This is a genomic window from Pseudomonas sp. FP597 (assembly GCF_030687435.1).
In the GTDB taxonomy this organism is placed as follows: domain Bacteria; phylum Pseudomonadota; class Gammaproteobacteria; order Pseudomonadales; family Pseudomonadaceae; genus Aquipseudomonas; species Aquipseudomonas lactucae.
This window is the reverse complement of record NZ_CP117432.1, coordinates 4,289,241-4,306,364: the sequence shown is the minus strand read 5'-3', so window position 1 is coordinate 4,306,364 and position 17,124 is coordinate 4,289,241. Positions and strand designations below refer to the sequence as shown.

14 protein-coding genes and 1 pseudogene are annotated in these 17,124 nt (G+C 63.0%); 9 read left to right on the top strand and 6 right to left on the bottom strand.

Annotated features, from left to right (window positions below; genetic code table 11):
- Positions 1-506: 506 nt before the first annotated feature.
- The 7 genes and pseudogenes from PSH66_RS30230 to PSH66_RS19470 all read left to right on the top strand — a co-directional run bounded on the left by PSH66_RS30230 (position 507) and on the right by PSH66_RS19470 (position 8,468).
- Positions 507-771: pseudogene (locus PSH66_RS30230) on the top strand (DUF6124 family protein).
- A 580-nt stretch (positions 772-1,351) separates the two neighbouring features.
- On the top strand, positions 1,352-3,745 hold the full coding sequence (locus PSH66_RS19495; RefSeq protein ID WP_141063180.1) for a TonB-dependent siderophore receptor: 2,394 nt from the start codon (positions 1,352-1,354) through the stop codon (positions 3,743-3,745).
- A gap of 16 nt (positions 3,746-3,761) precedes the next feature.
- Entirely contained in the window at positions 3,762-4,727 is a 966-nt protein-coding gene (locus PSH66_RS19490) for an amino acid ABC transporter permease (RefSeq protein WP_003174945.1), read from the top strand.
- Complete coding sequence (locus PSH66_RS19485; RefSeq protein ID WP_003174944.1) at positions 4,720-5,493, top strand: amino acid ABC transporter ATP-binding protein; 774 nt, start codon at positions 4,720-4,722, stop codon at positions 5,491-5,493. Before PSH66_RS19490 ends, PSH66_RS19485 begins: the two co-directional genes overlap by 8 nt.
- A gap of 18 nt (positions 5,494-5,511) precedes the next feature.
- Positions 5,512-6,438, top strand: coding sequence for an ABC transporter substrate-binding protein (locus tag PSH66_RS19480; RefSeq protein WP_003174943.1), 927 nt, complete (start codon positions 5,512-5,514; stop codon positions 6,436-6,438).
- A gap of 12 nt (positions 6,439-6,450) precedes the next feature.
- Entirely contained in the window at positions 6,451-8,034 is a 1,584-nt protein-coding gene (locus tag PSH66_RS19475; RefSeq protein ID WP_305427477.1) for an FAD-dependent oxidoreductase, read from the top strand.
- Between the two features lie 11 nt (positions 8,035-8,045).
- Positions 8,046-8,468, top strand: coding sequence for a RidA family protein (locus PSH66_RS19470; protein WP_003174941.1), 423 nt, complete (start codon positions 8,046-8,048; stop codon positions 8,466-8,468).
- A 114-nt stretch (positions 8,469-8,582) separates the two neighbouring features.
- On the opposite strand, the gene PSH66_RS19465 is transcribed toward PSH66_RS19470, so the two are convergent.
- The 4 genes from PSH66_RS19465 to PSH66_RS19450 form a co-directional block, all read right to left on the bottom strand.
- The gene (locus tag PSH66_RS19465) at positions 8,583-10,046 is read right to left on the bottom strand and encodes an aldehyde dehydrogenase family protein (protein WP_305427476.1); all 1,464 of its coding nucleotides are present in this window, start codon (positions 10,044-10,046) and stop codon (positions 8,583-8,585) included.
- 391 nt (positions 10,047-10,437) lie between these two features.
- Positions 10,438-11,586 carry an FAD-binding oxidoreductase gene (locus PSH66_RS19460; protein WP_305427475.1) on the bottom strand — a complete coding sequence of 383 codons (1,149 nt, stop codon included), beginning with the start codon at positions 11,584-11,586 and terminating at the stop codon, positions 10,438-10,440.
- Complete coding sequence (locus PSH66_RS19455) at positions 11,583-11,990, bottom strand: RidA family protein (protein WP_003174938.1); 408 nt, start codon at positions 11,988-11,990, stop codon at positions 11,583-11,585. Before PSH66_RS19455 ends, PSH66_RS19460 begins: the two co-directional genes overlap by 4 nt.
- Positions 11,980-13,116, bottom strand: a complete 1,137-nt coding sequence (locus PSH66_RS19450; RefSeq protein WP_003174937.1) for a DSD1 family PLP-dependent enzyme — start codon at positions 13,114-13,116, stop codon at positions 11,980-11,982. The genes PSH66_RS19455 and PSH66_RS19450 overlap by 11 nt, the downstream gene beginning before the upstream one ends.
- Before the next feature lie 95 nt (positions 13,117-13,211).
- Here PSH66_RS19450 and PSH66_RS19445 point away from each other — a divergent pair, with 95 nt between their 5' ends.
- Positions 13,212-14,096 carry a LysR family transcriptional regulator gene (locus PSH66_RS19445; protein ID WP_305427474.1) on the top strand — a complete coding sequence of 295 codons (885 nt, stop codon included), beginning with the start codon at positions 13,212-13,214 and terminating at the stop codon, positions 14,094-14,096.
- Between the two features lies 1 nt (position 14,097).
- Here PSH66_RS19445 and PSH66_RS19440 read toward each other — a convergent pair whose 3' ends face one another.
- Entirely contained in the window at positions 14,098-14,811 is a 714-nt protein-coding gene (locus PSH66_RS19440; protein WP_305427473.1) for a cupin domain-containing protein, read from the bottom strand.
- Positions 14,812-14,833: 22 nt separating this feature from the next.
- A complete protein-coding gene (locus PSH66_RS19435; protein ID WP_305427472.1) occupies positions 14,834-15,685 on the bottom strand; it encodes a GNAT family N-acetyltransferase in 852 nt (283 codons plus the stop codon).
- A 754-nt stretch (positions 15,686-16,439) separates the two neighbouring features.
- Here PSH66_RS19435 and PSH66_RS19430 point away from each other — a divergent pair.
- Positions 16,440-17,108 (top strand): haloacid dehalogenase type II, encoded by a 669-nt coding sequence (locus tag PSH66_RS19430; RefSeq protein WP_003174933.1) that lies wholly within the window; start codon positions 16,440-16,442, stop codon positions 17,106-17,108.
- Positions 17,109-17,124: the final 16 nt, after the last annotated feature.

Genomic DNA, 17,124 nt, shown 5'->3' with positions numbered 1-17,124 from the left:
GAGCTTGCTCCCGTGACGGCCTGACAGCCGACCTGGATGTTGGATCAGATCGAGTACATAACCATTTCTGCGGTAACGGCCACTTAGGGTTACGCCCTTACGGGGCGCCTGATATCAAGATCAAAAGCCAGAGCAACAGCAACAACAGCGCGGGAGCAAGAGCAAGCAGATCGCAGCCACCTACGAAACGGACTTCCGCATTTCCGAGTCTCGGATTTTTCCGACAAAGCTTTCAGGTTGTCGCTCGGAACTGCGCCGAATAACCTCCTGGCCGTCGCTGCCAATTCAGCGACCGGATTTGACCGTCCGACCTTACCAGTGCGTTACAGCACCCAGACCTATATCAGGCGTTTTTTCTACGCTTGATGTATCGTGTCGCGGCAGCTGTGCGCGGGATACCTTAGGGTATGCCGGGTTCCTGGTACCGGTCGGTCAACCCGCGTACAGCTGCCACCCCACTTCGTTTGACCGCGAGTGATGGCGGCTCCACTATCAGGAGTTACACCATGATCAAAGACAGCCCAACCCCCCCCAAGCTCTCCAAACGCTAGCACCCGTGACGGGCTCTTCACCGTACGCGCCGATCTGGACACGGAAACCTTACTGGTCAATGCCACCCAGGACTTGGCCTCTATCAGCAACATCGCCACCCATCTGGCCTTTGAAATCGACGGTGCCCAACGCAATGTCGCACTGGGCATGTGTCGAATGCTTGAAGGCGTGCAACTGTTGGTGGACAGGGCATTGGATAAGACCCACCCGGCTGTATGAGAGGTGGGAGCGGCTGCTGCTTGGCGTTGATCCTGATGGTTGCCCGGGCGATCCTCAGATGCAGCTTTTACGCCCGGCGAAATACTGAAGGAACGCGGTTAAAAATGTGAGAGGGGGCTTGCTCCCGATGAGGGAGTTGTCAGTGATGCATCTATGACTGACCCACTGCCATTGGGAGCAAGCCCCCTCCCACACGTTGATCTGCACAGATCAGGTAGGCCTCCGTCTAAGCTAAAGGCCAATATCAAAATATATTATTTATATCAATAAAATAATAAAAGTAGAGAATATTAGCTTATACCAAAACAGCATTATATTTTCAAAACCCATTCCGTTATGTTTGATCGCAACAGCCTACCCCTGACCTCGGATGGTACCCAGCGTAATCAAGATTCTGCGCGCCATAACCGGGTGATCATCCCCGCGGCAGAATCGTTGGAAGGGAGCTCAACGTATGTTGCCGATTCAACCCCCACGCCACACCTAGCGCCAAATCGCCGCAACACCCCTGAAAAAAACCGAGCACCGCGCACGCCCGTGTGCCTGCCCGACTTCGCGATTTGCAATGCTGGGAGTAGCTATGAAGCAAGTCTTGCAACCCACCACCGTATTGGCACTGGCGATCCTGGCGAACACCGCGCAGGCCCAGGACGACAGCACGCTGTCCACCGTCGTCGTCACCGGTAACCGAGGCGCCGAACAACGTACCGTCACCAGCAGCCCGGTACCGATCGATGTGGTCAGCGTCCGGCAATTGCAAAGCACCGGCAAGCCCGGTTTGATGGAAGCCTTGAGCGCGGTGATCCCGTCGCTGACCCTGCCGGAAAAGACCGGTTGGGACGCCAGCGGCATTGCCCGGGCGCCCAACCTGCGCGGCTTGAGCGCCGCCGAGGTGCTGGTGCTGGTCAACGGCAAGCGCCGCCACACCGCTGCCACCTTGAACATTAACGGTATCAACACCGGTGCGGCGCCGGCCGACCTGGACCTGATCCCCATCAGCGCCATTGACCATGTGGAAGTGCTACGCGACGGCGCCGCCGCGCAATATGGTTCCGACGCCATCGCCGGTGTGATCAACGTGATCCTCAAGGCCGACACCAGCGGCACTTCGGTGACCAACGCCGGCCTGGGCTATGACGGCAAAAAGCAGACCGTGCAACAAAGCCTCAACAAGGGCTTCGAGATCGGCAACGGCGGCATCGTGCAACTGGCGCTGGATGCGCGCAGCCAGAACGATGACAACAAGGCCAGTGCCAACGGCTACACCTACGCCCAAGCCTATGAACAGGCCGGCCGTGCCACCTATGGCGGCTACGGCACGCCCAAGACCAACCTGCTGACCCTGGGCTACAACGCCGAGCTGCCCATCGACGACAGCTTCAGCCTGTACTCCTTCACCACTTACTCCCGACGCAAGGCCGAGCAGGGCCAGAATTTCCGCCTGCCGACCATCACCAACACTATCACCACCGGTCCTAATGGCTACCCCGGCGGCTATACGCCGACCTGGTACATCGACGAGGACGATTTCCAGGCCGCGTTCGGCGGCAAGGGCACGGTCGGGGCGTGGGACTGGGATTTGTCCACCACCTACGGGCGCAACGAAGCGGAGCAGGGCACTACGCATAACCAAAACCCGTCCCTGGGCGAGGCCACGCCGAACAGCTTTACCTCCGGCACCTGGATCAGCACCGAGCTGACCACCAACCTCGACTTCAAGCGCGGCTTCGATGTGGGCCTGCAAAAGCCGTTGGACCTGAGCTACGGCTTTGAGCATCGGCGGGATACCTATGAGGTGCAGGCCGGTGACTACGCGTCCTATGCCGATGGCGGCTACTGCGTGGCGCCGGGCAATTGCGCGTCGTCCGGGGCCCAGGTCACCAACGGCATTTCGCCGGAAGAAGAGAGCAGCGCCTCGCGCAACAGCCTGGCCAGTTACGTGGATGTGGGCTTCAACCCGCTGCCGGACTGGTACGTGGGCACCGCGTTTCGCTACGAACACTACAACCAGGGCGTCGGCGCCACCCGCAGCGGCAAGCTGACCACCCGCTACGACTTCACCCCGCAATTTGCCGTGCGCGCTACCGTCAGCAATGGCTTCCGTGCGCCGTCCCTGGCCAACAGCCTGTTCAGTGCGCGCTCCACCACCTATGGCGTGGTGAACGGGGTGTATCAGTCGATCAACTACGGGGTGCTGCCGGTGGGTTCGGCGGCCGCCAAAGCGCTGGGCGCCGAGGAACTCAAGCCCGAGCGCTCGACCAACTTCAGCCTGGGTTTGACCCTCACGCCCACCGACCGCCTGAACTTCACCGCCGATGCCTACGTGATCAACCTGCGTGACCGCATCACCCTGACCGGCACCTTGCTCGGCCCCGAAATCACCCAGGTGCTGCAAGGCAACGGCATCACCTCCACCTCCGGCGGCCAGTACTTTATCAACGGCGCCGACACCCGCACCAAAGGTCTCGATGTGGTCGGCAACTACAGCCAGGACCTGGGCCAATACGGCGCGCTGAAGTGGACCGCGGCGTTCAACTGGAACCAGACCAAAATCCTCAACTACAAAGCGTCCACCACGATCCTCGGCACCGCCTACGACCTGATGGACCGCCAGGCGCGCAACCTGATCACCGGCGTGCAACCGAGCACCAAGCTGATCCTCGGCGGTGACTGGCGCATCGACCGCTTCAACCTCAACCTGGCCCTGACCCGCTATGGCTCGTACAAGGAGGTCAACGCCTCTGCCGACCGCAGCCTCGACCGGGTCTACAGCGCCAAGTGGATCACCGACCTCGATCTTGGCTACGACCTCACCAAAGACCTCAATGTGGCCGTCGGCGCCAAGAACCTGTTCGACATCTACCCCAAGAAACAAGGCGTGCCCAGCAGCACCATGCTCAGCAGCTACGGCACCTATTCGCCCTACGGTTTTACCGGCGGGTACTACTACACCCGCCTGACCTATGCCTTCTGAGGCCGAGGAATACAGCATGCCTATCGTCGCCAAATCCTATGACCTGATCGACACGCCCAGCCCGGTCCGCCAGGCGCGTATCTGCACACCGATCAAAGCCCTGCAGGTGGTGCCGGCCCGGCATCCGTGGCGCTGGGCCGGGTCGATCTTCGCCGCGCTGGTGCTGCTGGCCATCGTGCATTCCCTGGCTACCAACCCGCGCTGGGAGTGGGGCGTGTTCGGCCAGTGGTTCTTCTCGCCGTCGGTGCTGCGCGGCCTCGGCCAGACCTTGTTGCTGACCCTGCTGAGCACGCTGTTCAGCGTCATCCTCGGCACTGCGCTGGCCCTGGCGCGGCTGTCGGGCTCGCCGCTGCTGGCGGCCCTGGCCTGGGGGTACATCTGGTTTTTCCGCTCGATGCCGGCGCTGCTGGTGCTGATCATCCTGTACAACTTCGCCTACCTGTATGACCACATCGTGCTCGGCGTGCCGTTTACCGAGGTGGTCTTCGCCGAGTGGTCGACGGTGGATGTGCTCAGCCAGTTCACCACGGCGGTGCTGGGCTTGAGCCTGATGCAGGCGGCGTACGCGGCGGAGATCATTCGCGGCGGCCTGATCGGTGTCGACGCCGGCCAGCATGAAGCGGCAGCGGCCCTGGGGCTGCCGGCCTCGCGACGCATCTTCCGCATCATCCTGCCGCAGGCGTTGCGCTCGATATTGCCCTCGGGTTTCAACGAAATCATCGGCCTGGTCAAGGGCACCTCCATCGTTTACGTGCTGGCCTTGCCGGAGCTGTTCTACACCGTGCAGGTCATCTACAACCGCACCCAGGCGGTGATTCCGCTGCTGATCGTGGCCACCGTGTGGTACCTGATCATCACCACCGTGCTCACCAGCGCGCAGTACTACGTCGAGCGTCATTTCGCGCGGGGCACCGCACGGGTGCTGCCGCCCACGCCGTTGCAGCGCGTGCGCCGCTGGCTCAAGGAGAAACACCATGGGTGAAGCACGCGCCGGGCGCATCCAGATCCAGGGCGTGGGCAAGCGCTTTGGCAACCAGCAAGTGCTCAAGGACATCGACCTGACCATCGACCCCGGCAAGGTCACGGTGATTCTCGGGCCGTCCGGCTCGGGCAAATCCACCTTGCTGCGTACCATCAACCACCTGGAGAAGATCGACAGCGGGCACATCACCATCGACGGTGAATACGTCGGCTATCGACGCAAGGGCGACCTGCTCTTTGAGCTCAAGGAGCGCGAGATTCTCAAGCGGCGCATCGACGTGGGCTTCGTGTTCCAGAACTTCAACCTGTTCCCGCACCTCACGGCCTGGGAAAACGTCGCCGAAGCGCCCCTGGCCCACAAGCGCTGGCGCAAGACCGAGGCGCAGGCCAAGGCCGGCGAGCTGCTGGCCAAGGTCGGCCTGGCGGACAAGATTGATGCCTACCCTCGCCAACTCTCCGGCGGCCAGCAACAACGCGTGGCCATTGCCCGTGCTCTGGCGCTGGACCCGAAAGTGCTGCTGTTCGATGAACCCACCTCAGCCCTCGACCCGGAACTGGTGGGCGAGGTGCTCGACGTAATCAAGGGCCTGACCCAGCTGGGCGTGACCCTGGTGATCGTCACCCACGAGATCGGTTTTGCCCGCGAGGTGGCCGACCACGTGGTGTTTCTCTGCGACGGCCAATTGATCGAAGAGGGCCCGCCCGAACAGATCTTTCGCCAACCCCGACATCCCCGCACCGCCGCCTTTCTCGGCAAGGTGCTTTAGTTAACGGAGTGACTGTCCATGTCTATCAAAACCGCCCGCGTGGCCTTGCTGACGCTGGCCCTGAGTGCCGCGCACAGCGCATTCGCCGCCGTGCAACCGGTGGATCTGAGCCCTGACCGCGCGCGCATCCACGCGCCGCGCAACGAGGCGGCCATCGCGCAGATCCCGCCGGGCTTCAAGTTCGCCCAGCCGGGCAAATTCACCGTGGCGGTGTCCGGCGTGGCCGGGCCGCCCCTGGCACTGCTGGCCAGTGACGACAAAACTACCATCGGCAGCGAAGCCGACACCGCGCAGTTGATCGCTGACAGTCTGGGCTTGCAACTCAACGTCGTGCAAACCAGTTGGGAAGACTGGCCGCTGGGCGTCAGCTCGGGCAAGTACGACGCAGTGATCAGTAACGTCACCGTGACCGAGGCGCGCAAGAAGCGCTTTGACTTCGCCACCTATCGCCAGGATGTGCTCGGCTTCTACGTCAAGAGCACCAGCAAGATCGTCGAGATCAAACAGGCGGCGGACATCGCCGGGCTGAAGATCATCGTCGGCTCCGGCACCAATCAAGAGAAAGTCCTGCTGGCCTGGAACGACGCCAATGAAAAGGCCGGCCTCAAGCCCGCGTTATTGCAGTACTTCGACGACCAGGCCGCCGCGCAACTGGCGGTGCAGTCCGGGCGCAGCGATGCGCTGTTCGGGCCCAACTCGGTGTACGCCTATTCGGCGGCGATCACCGGCGGCATCAAGCGTGTCGGCACGGTCAATGGCGGCTGGCCGTTGCAGGCGGATATCGCGGTGACCACGCGCAAGGACAATGGTCTGGTGCAGCCGATCCACACCGCGTTGCAAGGCACGATTGCCGGCGGCCAATACGACCAGGTGCTGCAACGCTGGGGCCTGGACGTGGAGCGCGTCGACGCGTCGTTGATCAACCCACCCGGCCTGCCGGACTGAGGAGTAACGAACATGGGACTGACACGACGTGAAGCGCTGTCGAGCATCGCTGCGGTCGGCGGTGAACAGGCGGTCAAGGATGCACTGGCGGCGTTGGGCCTGGGGCCGTCATCGCACCGCCGGCCGCAACCGTTGCAACTCAAGGAGGGCCTGGGGCAGGGGACCCGTGTGCTGGTGTTGGGTGCGGGGATTGCCGGGTTGGTCACCGCCCTGGAACTCAGTCGCGCCGGGTTCGACGTGCAGGTGCTGGAGGCGCGCGACCGCGTCGGCGGGCGCACCTGGACCCTGCGCCAGGGTGATCGCGTGGACTACACCAACGGCCGCACGCAAACCGCGGCCTTCGATCCGGGCCTGTATTTCAACGCGGGCCCCGCCAGGATTCCCAGCCAGCACCGCACGCTCCTCGACTATTGCAGCGAACTCGGCGTGCCCCTGGAAGTGCTGGTCAACAGCAGTCATGGCGCCCAGGTGCGGCCCGACCTGCAGCAACCGGCGTTCACGGTCGGCCAGGCGATCAACGATGCGCGCGGCCATGTGTCTGGCTTGCTGGCCAAAGCGGTGCAACGCGATGCCCTCGACGATGTACTGAGCGGCGAAGAGCGCACGCGCTTGCTGGGGTTTTTGCAGGTGTACGGCGACTTGTCCCAGGAGCTGGCCTTTGAGGGCACGATTCGCTCGGGGCACCTTGAGTCGCCCGCGCATCCCGGTGCCTTGCCGGCCAGCCGCGCACCGCTGGGGCTGGATCAGTTGCTGCATCCCGAGCTGTGGGGCGCGTTGCTGCACACCGAGTTCCCGGAATTTTCCGCCACCATGTTCCAGCCGGTCGGCGGCATGGACCGCATCACCGACGCCTTCTACCAGCGCGTGCGTGACCACGTGCAGTTAGGGGCCGTGGTTCGCCAGATCCGCCAACTGGACGACGGCGTGGCGGTGACCTACCACGACCGCAGCAGCGGCCGCGAACAGGTGGTACGCGCCGATTACCTGGTCTCGACCCTGCCGTTGCCGCTGCTGGCCAGGCTCGACACCGACTTCAGCGAGCCCATCAAGACCGCGCTGCTCAGCACCCGCAGCGACCAGGCGACCAAAGTGGCCTGGCAGTCTCCGCGCTTCTGGGAAACCGACTACCGCACCTATGGCGGCCTGTCGTGGATCGAACACCCGGCGCGCCTGCTGTGGTACCCCAGCAACGACCTCAACACCCGCGAAGGCGTGCTGGTGGCGGGCTACGTGACCGGCGAAGGCGCCGATGCGTTCGGCGTCAAACCCTTTGCCGAGCAATACGCTAGCTCCAAGGAAGCCGTGGAGCTGCTGCATCCAGGCTATTCAAAACACCTGCGCAACCCGCTGGCCGTGTCCTGGGAACAGATCCCCTACAGCGAAGGCCCCTGGCTGCAACGCGAACACTTCCCGGCCGATGCCAGCACCTTGCTCGAAGCCGGCCACGGCCGCGTGTACTTCGCCGGTGACGGCCTGGTGCAAAGCGGCGTGGGCATCTGGCAGGAGTCGGCGGCCAACTCGGCGCGGCATGTGATCGCGCAATTGGCTGAACGGGTTACCCAACAACGACAGATCGCGGCATTGGCCGCTTCTTAAGGAGATTGATCATGAGCGATAGCATCCAACGTACCAGTGTCGGCACTTTCCCGATCTCGCAGACCGTCACCGTACCGGCATCCGCCAGCCTGATTTTCGTCAGCGGCACCTTGCCGGACCTGGCCGATCCAAACGTGCCAGGGGTGTTCGGCGATACCGAAGTGCAGACGGTGTCGGTGTTCAACAAACTGCGCCAGATCCTGCGGCAACAACACCTCGACCTGGGCGATATCGTGCAGTTACGGGTGTTTCTGGTGGGGGCCGAAGAGACCCAGGGCAAGCTGGATTTTGCCGGGTTGCAGCGTGGCTATACGCAATTTTTCGGCACACCCGAGCAGCCGAACAAACCGGCGCGCACGGCGTTGCAAGTGGTGGCGCTGCCGTTGCCGGGGGCGTTGGTGGAGGTCGAAGCCATCGCCGCCCGGACTGCCTGATTCAGCGAGGGGCGACGCTTGGACTTGCCCGCTATCGCGGCGTGGTCTCTACACATCGTTAGCGAACCCCCTCTAGGCATTATCCTGTTGAAGGTGTTTGGATACCCATTTGGCTCAGTCACCAAACCCCACAATAGCCTTGGTCTCCAGATACTCCTCGAAACCCACCACCCCATACTCCCGACCATTCCCCGAGCGCTTGTAGCCGCCAAACGGCGCCAGCGGGTTCCACGCGGGGTAGTTAAGGTGCACTTGCCCGGCGCGAATCCGCGATGCCACGGCACGTGCCTGTGTCAGGTCGTGCCCCTGGACGTGGGCGCCCAGCCCGTAGACGGTGTCGTTGGCGATGGCGACCGCTTCGTCCAGCGTCTCATAGGCAATGATGCACAGCACCGGGCCGAATATTTCTTCCTGGGCAATGCGCATGGCGTTGTCCACGTTGGAGAAAACAGTCGGTCGGGTATAGAAACCCGTGTCAAACCCCGCCACACGCCCAGGCCCACCGCACACCAGTTTGGCGCCCTCGTCGAGGCCGGCCTGGATCATGGCCTGGACGCGATGGAACTGGGCCTCGTTGGCAATCGGGCCCAACTGGGTGTCCGGCGATTGCGGGTCGCCGACGATGAGTGCATTAGCGGTGGCTGCGGCCAGGGTTTCGACTTCGGCCAGGCGGTTTGCGGGCACGATCATTCGGGTCGGCGCGCTGCACGATTGCCCGACGTTGCGAAACGCCGACATCACGCCCAGCGGCACGGCCTTGGCGAAGTCGGCGTCGGGGAGCAATACATTCGGCGATTTGCCGCCCAGCTCCTGGGTCACGCGCTTCACCGTCGGCGCGGCCGCTTGTGCAACCAGTGCGCCGGCGCGGTTGGAGCCGGTGATCGAAATCATGTCGATATCCGGATGGGCTGCCATCGCCGCGCCCACCTCGGCGCCGCTGCCATTCACCAGGTTGAACACGCCAGGCGGCAGGCCGGCGTCATGCACCAGTTGGGCAAACAGCAGGGCGCTCAGCGGTGACAGCTCGCTGGGTTTCAACACCACGGTACAGCCGGCGGCGATGGCCGGGGCGACCTTCGCGGTGATCTGATACAACGGCCAGTTCCACGGCGTGATAAGGCCGCACACGCCGATGGGCTCGCGCTCGATGGCAGTGCCGCCTTCGACGGTCTGGAAACGATAACTGGACAGCAAGTCGCGGGCGACCCGAACGTGTTCGGCGGCCAGCGGCACCTGCATCGCCCGAGCAAAACCGATGGCGGCGCCCATTTCCAGGCAGAGCGCCTGCGCGAGCTGCTCTTTGCGTTCAAGGATCAACTCATAGATTTTCCCCAGCACCTGCGCTCTTGCGGCGGCGGGGGTGGCCGACCAACCGGCAAACGCTGCGCGCGCGGCTGCCACGGCCCGGTCAACATCCTCGGCAGAACCGCGCGCAACCTGGGCCACCACCTCCTCGGTCGCCGGATTGACCACCGGTAAACTGGCCGCAGTGGCCGGGTACACCCAGCGGCCGTCGATGTAAAACTGCTGCGACGTTGGCGAATCAAGGCTGTCGCTGAGCGATGTGTGAGTGGTCATCCAACTGGCTCCCTGGAGCGGTAATAGGCGCTGCGCGCGGCACGGCCCGGTGTCTGGCTAAGCTAGCAAAAGGTGTCAGGCCAAAGATGCCGTTATTCAACCCTGCAAGGGAGAATCTGCTGAATCCGGCCGGCTGCCATACTTCTTTGTGGCAACCGTGCAGTTGTGGTGAGCGGGGCTTGTCCTGATGCCAGTCAGTTAAGGGCGAACACTGTACCTGTGGCGAGGGAGCTTGCTCCCGTTGGACTGCGCAGCAGTCCCATTCTTTGTAGACAAAGAGCGGGGCCGCTTCGCGGCCCAGCGGGAGCAAGCTCCCTCGCCACAGGTCACTTTTTACCCTTTCAACTTCTTAACTGACAGGCATTAGGGCTTGCCCCGCTCACTACGACCGCTAGCTGATCCATGTCTTCGACGGTTGGGTAAACCGCCGGATATCGAACGGGCTGATCAGGGTACGGGTGCTGCCTGTACTGATCAGTTCGGCCATCACATCCCCCACACCGGGGCCCAGCTGGAAACCGTGGCCGCAGAAGCCGAAGGCGTAAAACAGCCCATCCACGACGCCGCTCGGGCCCATCACCGGCAGGGAGTCCGGGGTGTAGCTTTCGATGCCGCTCCACACGCGGATGATGTTCAGTTTTTCGGCGCCCGGCAGCAGTCGCTTCATCTGGCGCATCTGGTTGAGCAGGCTCTCAGGCTTGAAAAACGCGCGTCGGTTGAGCATGTCCGGTGTGCAGCGGGCACCGCCGCCGATGATGATGTTGCCGCGTGGGATCTGGCGGAAGTAGATCACCTCTTCCTTGATCTTGGTGAACACGCCGATCACCGTCTTCAACGCGTAGGGCACCGGTTCCGTAACCGACATCTGCGGGCCGTTGGGCTCCAGCGGCACCGGTTCGCCAAAGCGCTCGGACAAGCGCGCGGCCCAGGCACCGGCGCTAATCAACAGCTGTTCGGCGACGAACAGTTGCCCATCGGTGGTGGTGACGTGGAACAGGCCGTTGACCTTTTCCACGTCGGCGACTTCGATTTTTTCCTTGATTTGCGCACCGAGGCGCCGAGCGGCGCGGGCAAATGCCGGTGCGGCCAGGCGTGGGTTGGCGTGGCCGTCGTGGGGCGCGTAGGAGCCGCCCTTGACGTCCGGGCCGAGGAAGCCGAAACGCTGATGCAGCTCGGCACCGCGATAAATCTTCAGGTCCAGTTGCGCGGCTTCCGGCGCCGCGGCGTAGGCCTCAAGCTCGGCGATTTCATCGTCGCGATAACACACGCGCATGTGGCCGCTGGGGATAAATTCCAAGTCATCGTCGATCAGTTCCGGCAAGCGTTTCCACAGCGCCCAGGAACGATTGGCCAGCGCCAGTTGCCCCAGATAGCGGCCCTGGCGGCGCACGTTGCCGAAGTTGACGCCGCTGGCGTACTGACCGATCTGGTCGCGTTCCAGCAGCGTGACCGAGCAGCCGCGCCGCCGCAGGAAAAACGCCGACGAGGCGCCCATGATGCCGCCGCCAATGATCAGCACGTCGCTTTTCTGTGGGGTCATGGGCACTGCTCCTGTGCAATACGGGCCACGGCGTCGATTTCGATCAGGTAACCATGATGCAGCGCCGGCACAGGCACCACGGCGCGCGCCGGTTTGTGCTCGCCCAGGTAGCGCGCGTAGATCCGGTCAAAGGCCGGCCAGTGTTGTATGTCGACGACGTACACCGTCACTTTGAGCAGGTCGCGCTGGCTCAGGCCCGCTTCGTCCAGGATCGCCAGCAGGTTATCCAGGGCAATCGATGCTTGAACCTCGAACGGCTGCCCGCTGCTGTGCTCGCCATTGGCGCGCACCGGCAGTTGCCCCGAAACATACAGCACGCCTGCGTGCGCGACCGCCTGGGTATAGTGCCCGCCCGGCGCTGCTGCGTGGGCGCTGAAGATCGTGTGGAGGTGATTACCAGCCATGCAGGCGACTCCAGGTATGCAGCGTGCCATCGGCGGCCACGGCGTGATAGTCCGGGAACTGCGCACCGGTGGCGCAGGCGTGATTGGGCAGGATGCGCAGCCGACTGCCGATGGGGAATCGCGTGACAAGCGTCTCGTGTTCGGCTGCACCCAGGCTGATGATGCCGTGCTCCTGGTTGGCGCCGCTGAACTGCGCGCCTTCGATCCAATCGCCCGCTTCGTTGCACACCTGGCCATAACCGAAGTCGTGGCGCTGGCGCTGCGTGCCGCGGTCACGGCTCATGGCCATCCAGCCGGCATCGGTGATGATCCAACCTTTGTCCGGTTGATGGCCGATGACGCTGGTTAATACGCTCAGCGCCAACTCGTCGGCCTGGCACACACCGATGTTGTGCATGACCAGGTCGAAGAACACGTAGACGCCGGCGCGTACTTCCGTGACGCCGTCCAGGTTCAAGGCCGAGAGGGCGGTAGGGGTCGAACCGATGCTGACCTCAGCACACGCCACCCCGGTGGCGCGGATGTTTTCTGCCGCGCGTACGCAGAGCCGGCGTTCCTGTTCGGCCAGCGCTTGCAGGGCTTGCGGGTTGTCCAGCTCGTAGCTGGAACCGGCGTGGGTCATCACGCCACGCAGGTGCATGCCGCCGTTGCTGAGCGACTGCGCGACCTCCAGCAGTGCAGGGGCGTCGGCGGCCAGTCCGGAGCGATGGCCGTCGCAGTCGATTTCGATCCACATGTCGAAGCGTTCATCCTGCTGCTGTGCAAACGCGACGATAGCCTCGGCGCCTGCAACACTGTCGGTCAGCAGGCTGAGGTTGCAGCCTTGGCGGCGCAGGGCCAGGGCCTGGGGCAATTTGCCCGGTGCGATGGCGACGGCATAGAACACGTCGCGGATGCCGGCGGCGAAACAATGCTGCGCTTCCTTGAGGGTGGACACCGTAACGCCGCTGGCCCCGGCGGCTATCTGTGCGTGGATCACCGGCAGGCATTTGCTGGTCTTGATATGCGGGCGCAAACGCACGCCCAGGTCGTTCAGGCGCTGTTGCATACGCTGGATATTGCGCTGCATTCGCGGGATATCGATAAGTGCGGCGGGCGTGTCGAGGGAAGCAATCGGCGTGGACATGGCGAAGCTCGCGTGGCTGGGTACTGGTTGCACTCTACTCAGCTGTCGTTAACCTGTGGTTCAATCAGGTTTAATCAATCCTTAAGTAAAATTGAATGATTTCCATCGAAGACCTGCGCCTGGCGGTCACCCTGGCGCGCTCCGAGTCATTGAGTGCCGCGGCCAGAACCCTGAATGTCTCGCCGCCGGCGCTGTCGATGCGCTTGCGTAAGCTGGAGACGCTGCTCGGGCTGACCCTGGCCAATCGCGATGCGCGCCGCCTCAGCCTCACGGCAGAGGGTGAGCGCTTCTCGCGGGAAAGCGCGCTGTTGCTGGAACAGTTGGAGGCGCTGCCGGAGTCGTTCCGGCAGAAGGATGAAACACTGGTGGGCACTTTGCGGCTGGCGGCACCCTTTGGTTATGGTCGGCAGCGCATCGCACCGCTGTTGGCGCGGTTTGCCAAACTGCATCCGCAGCTGTGCCTGCACCTGGATTTGCGCGAGACACCCTGGCCGGATCGGCATGACAGCGATGCGGTGATTCACATCGGCCATCTCAATGACAGCCTGTGGACCGCGCGGACACTGACGCTCAACGAGCGCTGGCTATGCGCGAGCCCGGCCTACCTGCAAGCGCACGGCGTGCCGTCTTCGCCGGACGAGCTGGCGTCCCATCGCTGCATTTGCATTCGTGAAAATGATGAAGACATCACCCTGTGGCACCTGCGCAAGGGGCAGGGCCGCAAGACACTGCGCGTGCAGCCGGCGTTGTTGAGCAACGACGGCAGCGTCGCCCGGCGTTGGGCCGAGCAAGGCTTGGGGTTGGTGCTGCGTTCGCAGTGGGACGTGAGCGACGCGGTGGCCAGCGGTAGCCTGGTGCGCGTGTTGGCGCACTGGAGCTTTGATAGCGCGCCGATCCTGCTGCTGGTGCCGTCGCGCAAACTGCGCAGTCCGCGTGTCCAGGCGTTGGTGGCGTTTCTGGAAGAGGCACTGAAAACCTGAGTTACTTCACGGCGTAGACCTTGCGCACATACACCCTGCTGGTCCAGGCACACGGCGCGCCTTTGGCCACGAACACCGTGTCGCCGGTATTGACGGTGACCTCGCCACCCGCGTCGTCATGCAGAGTGACGGCACCTTCGAGCAGGTGCATCAATTCATGCAATTTGTGCGGCCGGCCGTGGCGGGCGTAGGGCGTCGAATCCCAGATGCCGACGCGCAGTTCGGTCACGGCATCGTCGAACAGATTGAGCGCGCGGCACTGTGGGGCGGGGCCGATCAGGATGGCCGGTTCCGGTGCGGCGGACGGGTTGAGCTGGGGGTAAGGTTCGAGCAGGGTCAGCCCCGGGCAGGTGGGGGCATCGGCTTGGTCGACGGCACAGAACGCCCATCGGCTGCCCGCACTCGCCTGCACCTTGAGGCGGGTGCCACGACCGATCACGGCGCTGCCGCCGACATCCAGTTTCAGCGTCTGTTCCGCACTGCTGAGCAGCACCTGCCCTGCGTGCACCACCAGGGTTTCGCTGTGGGGGAAATCGTCGATCACCGCTTCGCCGCTGAACGGCACCAGGCCTGCGCACACGCCATCGTCGCCGCGCCAGGCGAGTCGGCGGCTGTCGCCGAACGGGTCCGACGCGCTCAGGGCACCGGGGGTGAACGACGTCGCAACGCGGCTGCCGTCGGCGCGTGCCAACAGCAGGATACGGGGAGATGACATGGGCAATGCTCCGGGAGAAAAGTCAGCCGATCGCCTGGGTGATCAAGGCAAAGGGGTATACGCCTTGGCTGGGCTGGGGCGGTGTGCCCATGGCCATCTGCGCGACGGTGTCGATGTTTTTCAGGCCCGCGTTTTCCAGCCAGTCGTTCAGACCGCAACTGACGGGAATGTCGATGCGGACAAAGGCGTCCTGCAGCGGGGCCAGCAATGTGCCGATCAGACACTTGGCCTGCTCGATGTTTTCGGCCACCACCGGGCCGATGCAGCGCCCACGCCCAAACGGTCGCAACAGCGCGAAGCCGCGTAGCTGACCATCGCGCTCGATCCCCACGGCGTGCTCCACCTGCACGTCACGCAGCACGTCACGGCGGTCCAGCCCGCTGGCGGCCTTGGCCAGTGCAAGCAGGGCGGTGTGGTCGTTCGCGTCAAGCGCGCGGCAGCTCTCGCCCTGGGCCAACGCCGACAACGCGGGAACCTGCACCGGGCCCTGATGTTGTTGCACATGACCGAACTCGACAAACCCCTGGCTGGCATACAAGGGCGCACCGGCTAGGGTCGCATTGAGCACCGGCGTGCGCGAGCCGCAAGCGGCAATGGCCTTCTCCATCAAGCGGCGGCCGATGCCCTGGCCTTGATAGTCATTGCTGACGATCACCAGGCCGATGGTGGCGTAATCGCCCTGGGGGCAGGTGAAGGCACTGCCGATCAGCCGCTCGCCGTCCATCACCACGAAGCCATCGCTGACCCGCTGCAACATCGCCCAGTCTTCCTGGCGGTGGGGCCATTTGAGTTGCACCGACAAGTCGTGAGCGGCGGGCAGGTCGGCCGGGGTCATTGGGCGATAGATATAAGAGGGATGTGGCAGGGCGGACATGGCGAGCCTCCATAAATCGGTGTTTTTCAGAGCGAGGAGGCTTGTATCCCATCTGGTTTGAAGGCTGGCAAGAGGGACATGAATATTCGGTAGATTCCTGGGGCCGTGAGGGGGTGAGGCCACAGGTACTACTTAATTTTTGTGGGGCGGCGGCAGTAAATGCCATGAGGCCTTTCTGATAACGCGGCGGCCTTGGAACCTTCAAATGAGGGAGGGACTTGCCCCGATGAGCATGGGTATCTACACGACTGCCTGCTGTTGCTCTGGCCGTGGCTCTGCTCTGGCTTTTGATCTTGATCTAAGGCGGCCCCCCAAATCAATGTCGGATTACGGGCACACCGAGCCTAAGCGAGGTGCCGAGTGTTGGGGCAAGAGCGTTTTGCTTACTTTTGACTGGGCCGGCATTCCGGCTGTTCAAAAGTGAGCCGCTGTAAAAGCGGAACCAATAGCAGCCGTTACCGCAGAAACGGATATGCACTCAATACTTTCTGCCGCCCACACCCCCCATCCTTGAGCCTCCCCACCTCGTAAGCCCTCTAAAAGCGCACAAACAAAGGCTCTGCCCAAGCCTGGCGCGCACCGCAAAGTCTGCTGAGCCCAGCCACCAAAACGGTGGTTTGTATTGAGCGCGGGTCGTTTTAGACGGCATATGCTGATTTCACAGTGGTGTAATGAAGCTGTGCTGCAACGAGGCCGACGCGCCGCCAGGGCAGCGAACGCTTGTCTCCTTAAACGACCTTCAGGACCGCACTCCATGAGCTTTCTTCGTCCCAAATTCATCACGTTCGACTGCTACGGTACGCTGACCAACTTCCATATGGGCACCATGACCCGCGAGCTGTTCGCCGATCGCATCAAGCCTGAACAGATGGATCAGTTCGTCAAAGACTTCTCGGCCTACCGCCTCGACCAGGTCATGGGCGACTGGCGCCCCTACGATGAAATTCTCAAGACCGCCCTGGCCCGTACCTGCAAACGCTGGGGTATCGATTACCGCGAGGAAGGCCAACTGTATTACGACGCCGTGCCGACCTGGGGCCCCCATGCGGATGTGCCGGCCGGTCTGTCGAAGATTGCCGACAAGATTCCTCTGGTGATTTTCTCCAATGCCAGCGACAGTCAGATCATGTCCAACGTCGACAAGCTCGGCGCGCCGTTCCACAAGGTGTTCACCGCCGAACAGGCCCAGGCCTACAAGCCGCGCCTGGCGGCCTTCGAGTTCATGCTCGACAACCTCGGCTGCGGCCCGGAAGACATCTTGCATGTGTCGTCCAGCTTCCGTTATGACCTGATGCCGGCCCATGACATGAAGATCAAGCACAAGGCATTCGTTGCCCGTGGCCATGAAGTCCCGGGCAATGCCTTCTTCGGTTACCAGCAGATCACCGATATCGGTGGGCTGCCGGCGCTGGTCGGTCTGTAACACACACAAGGGGCAC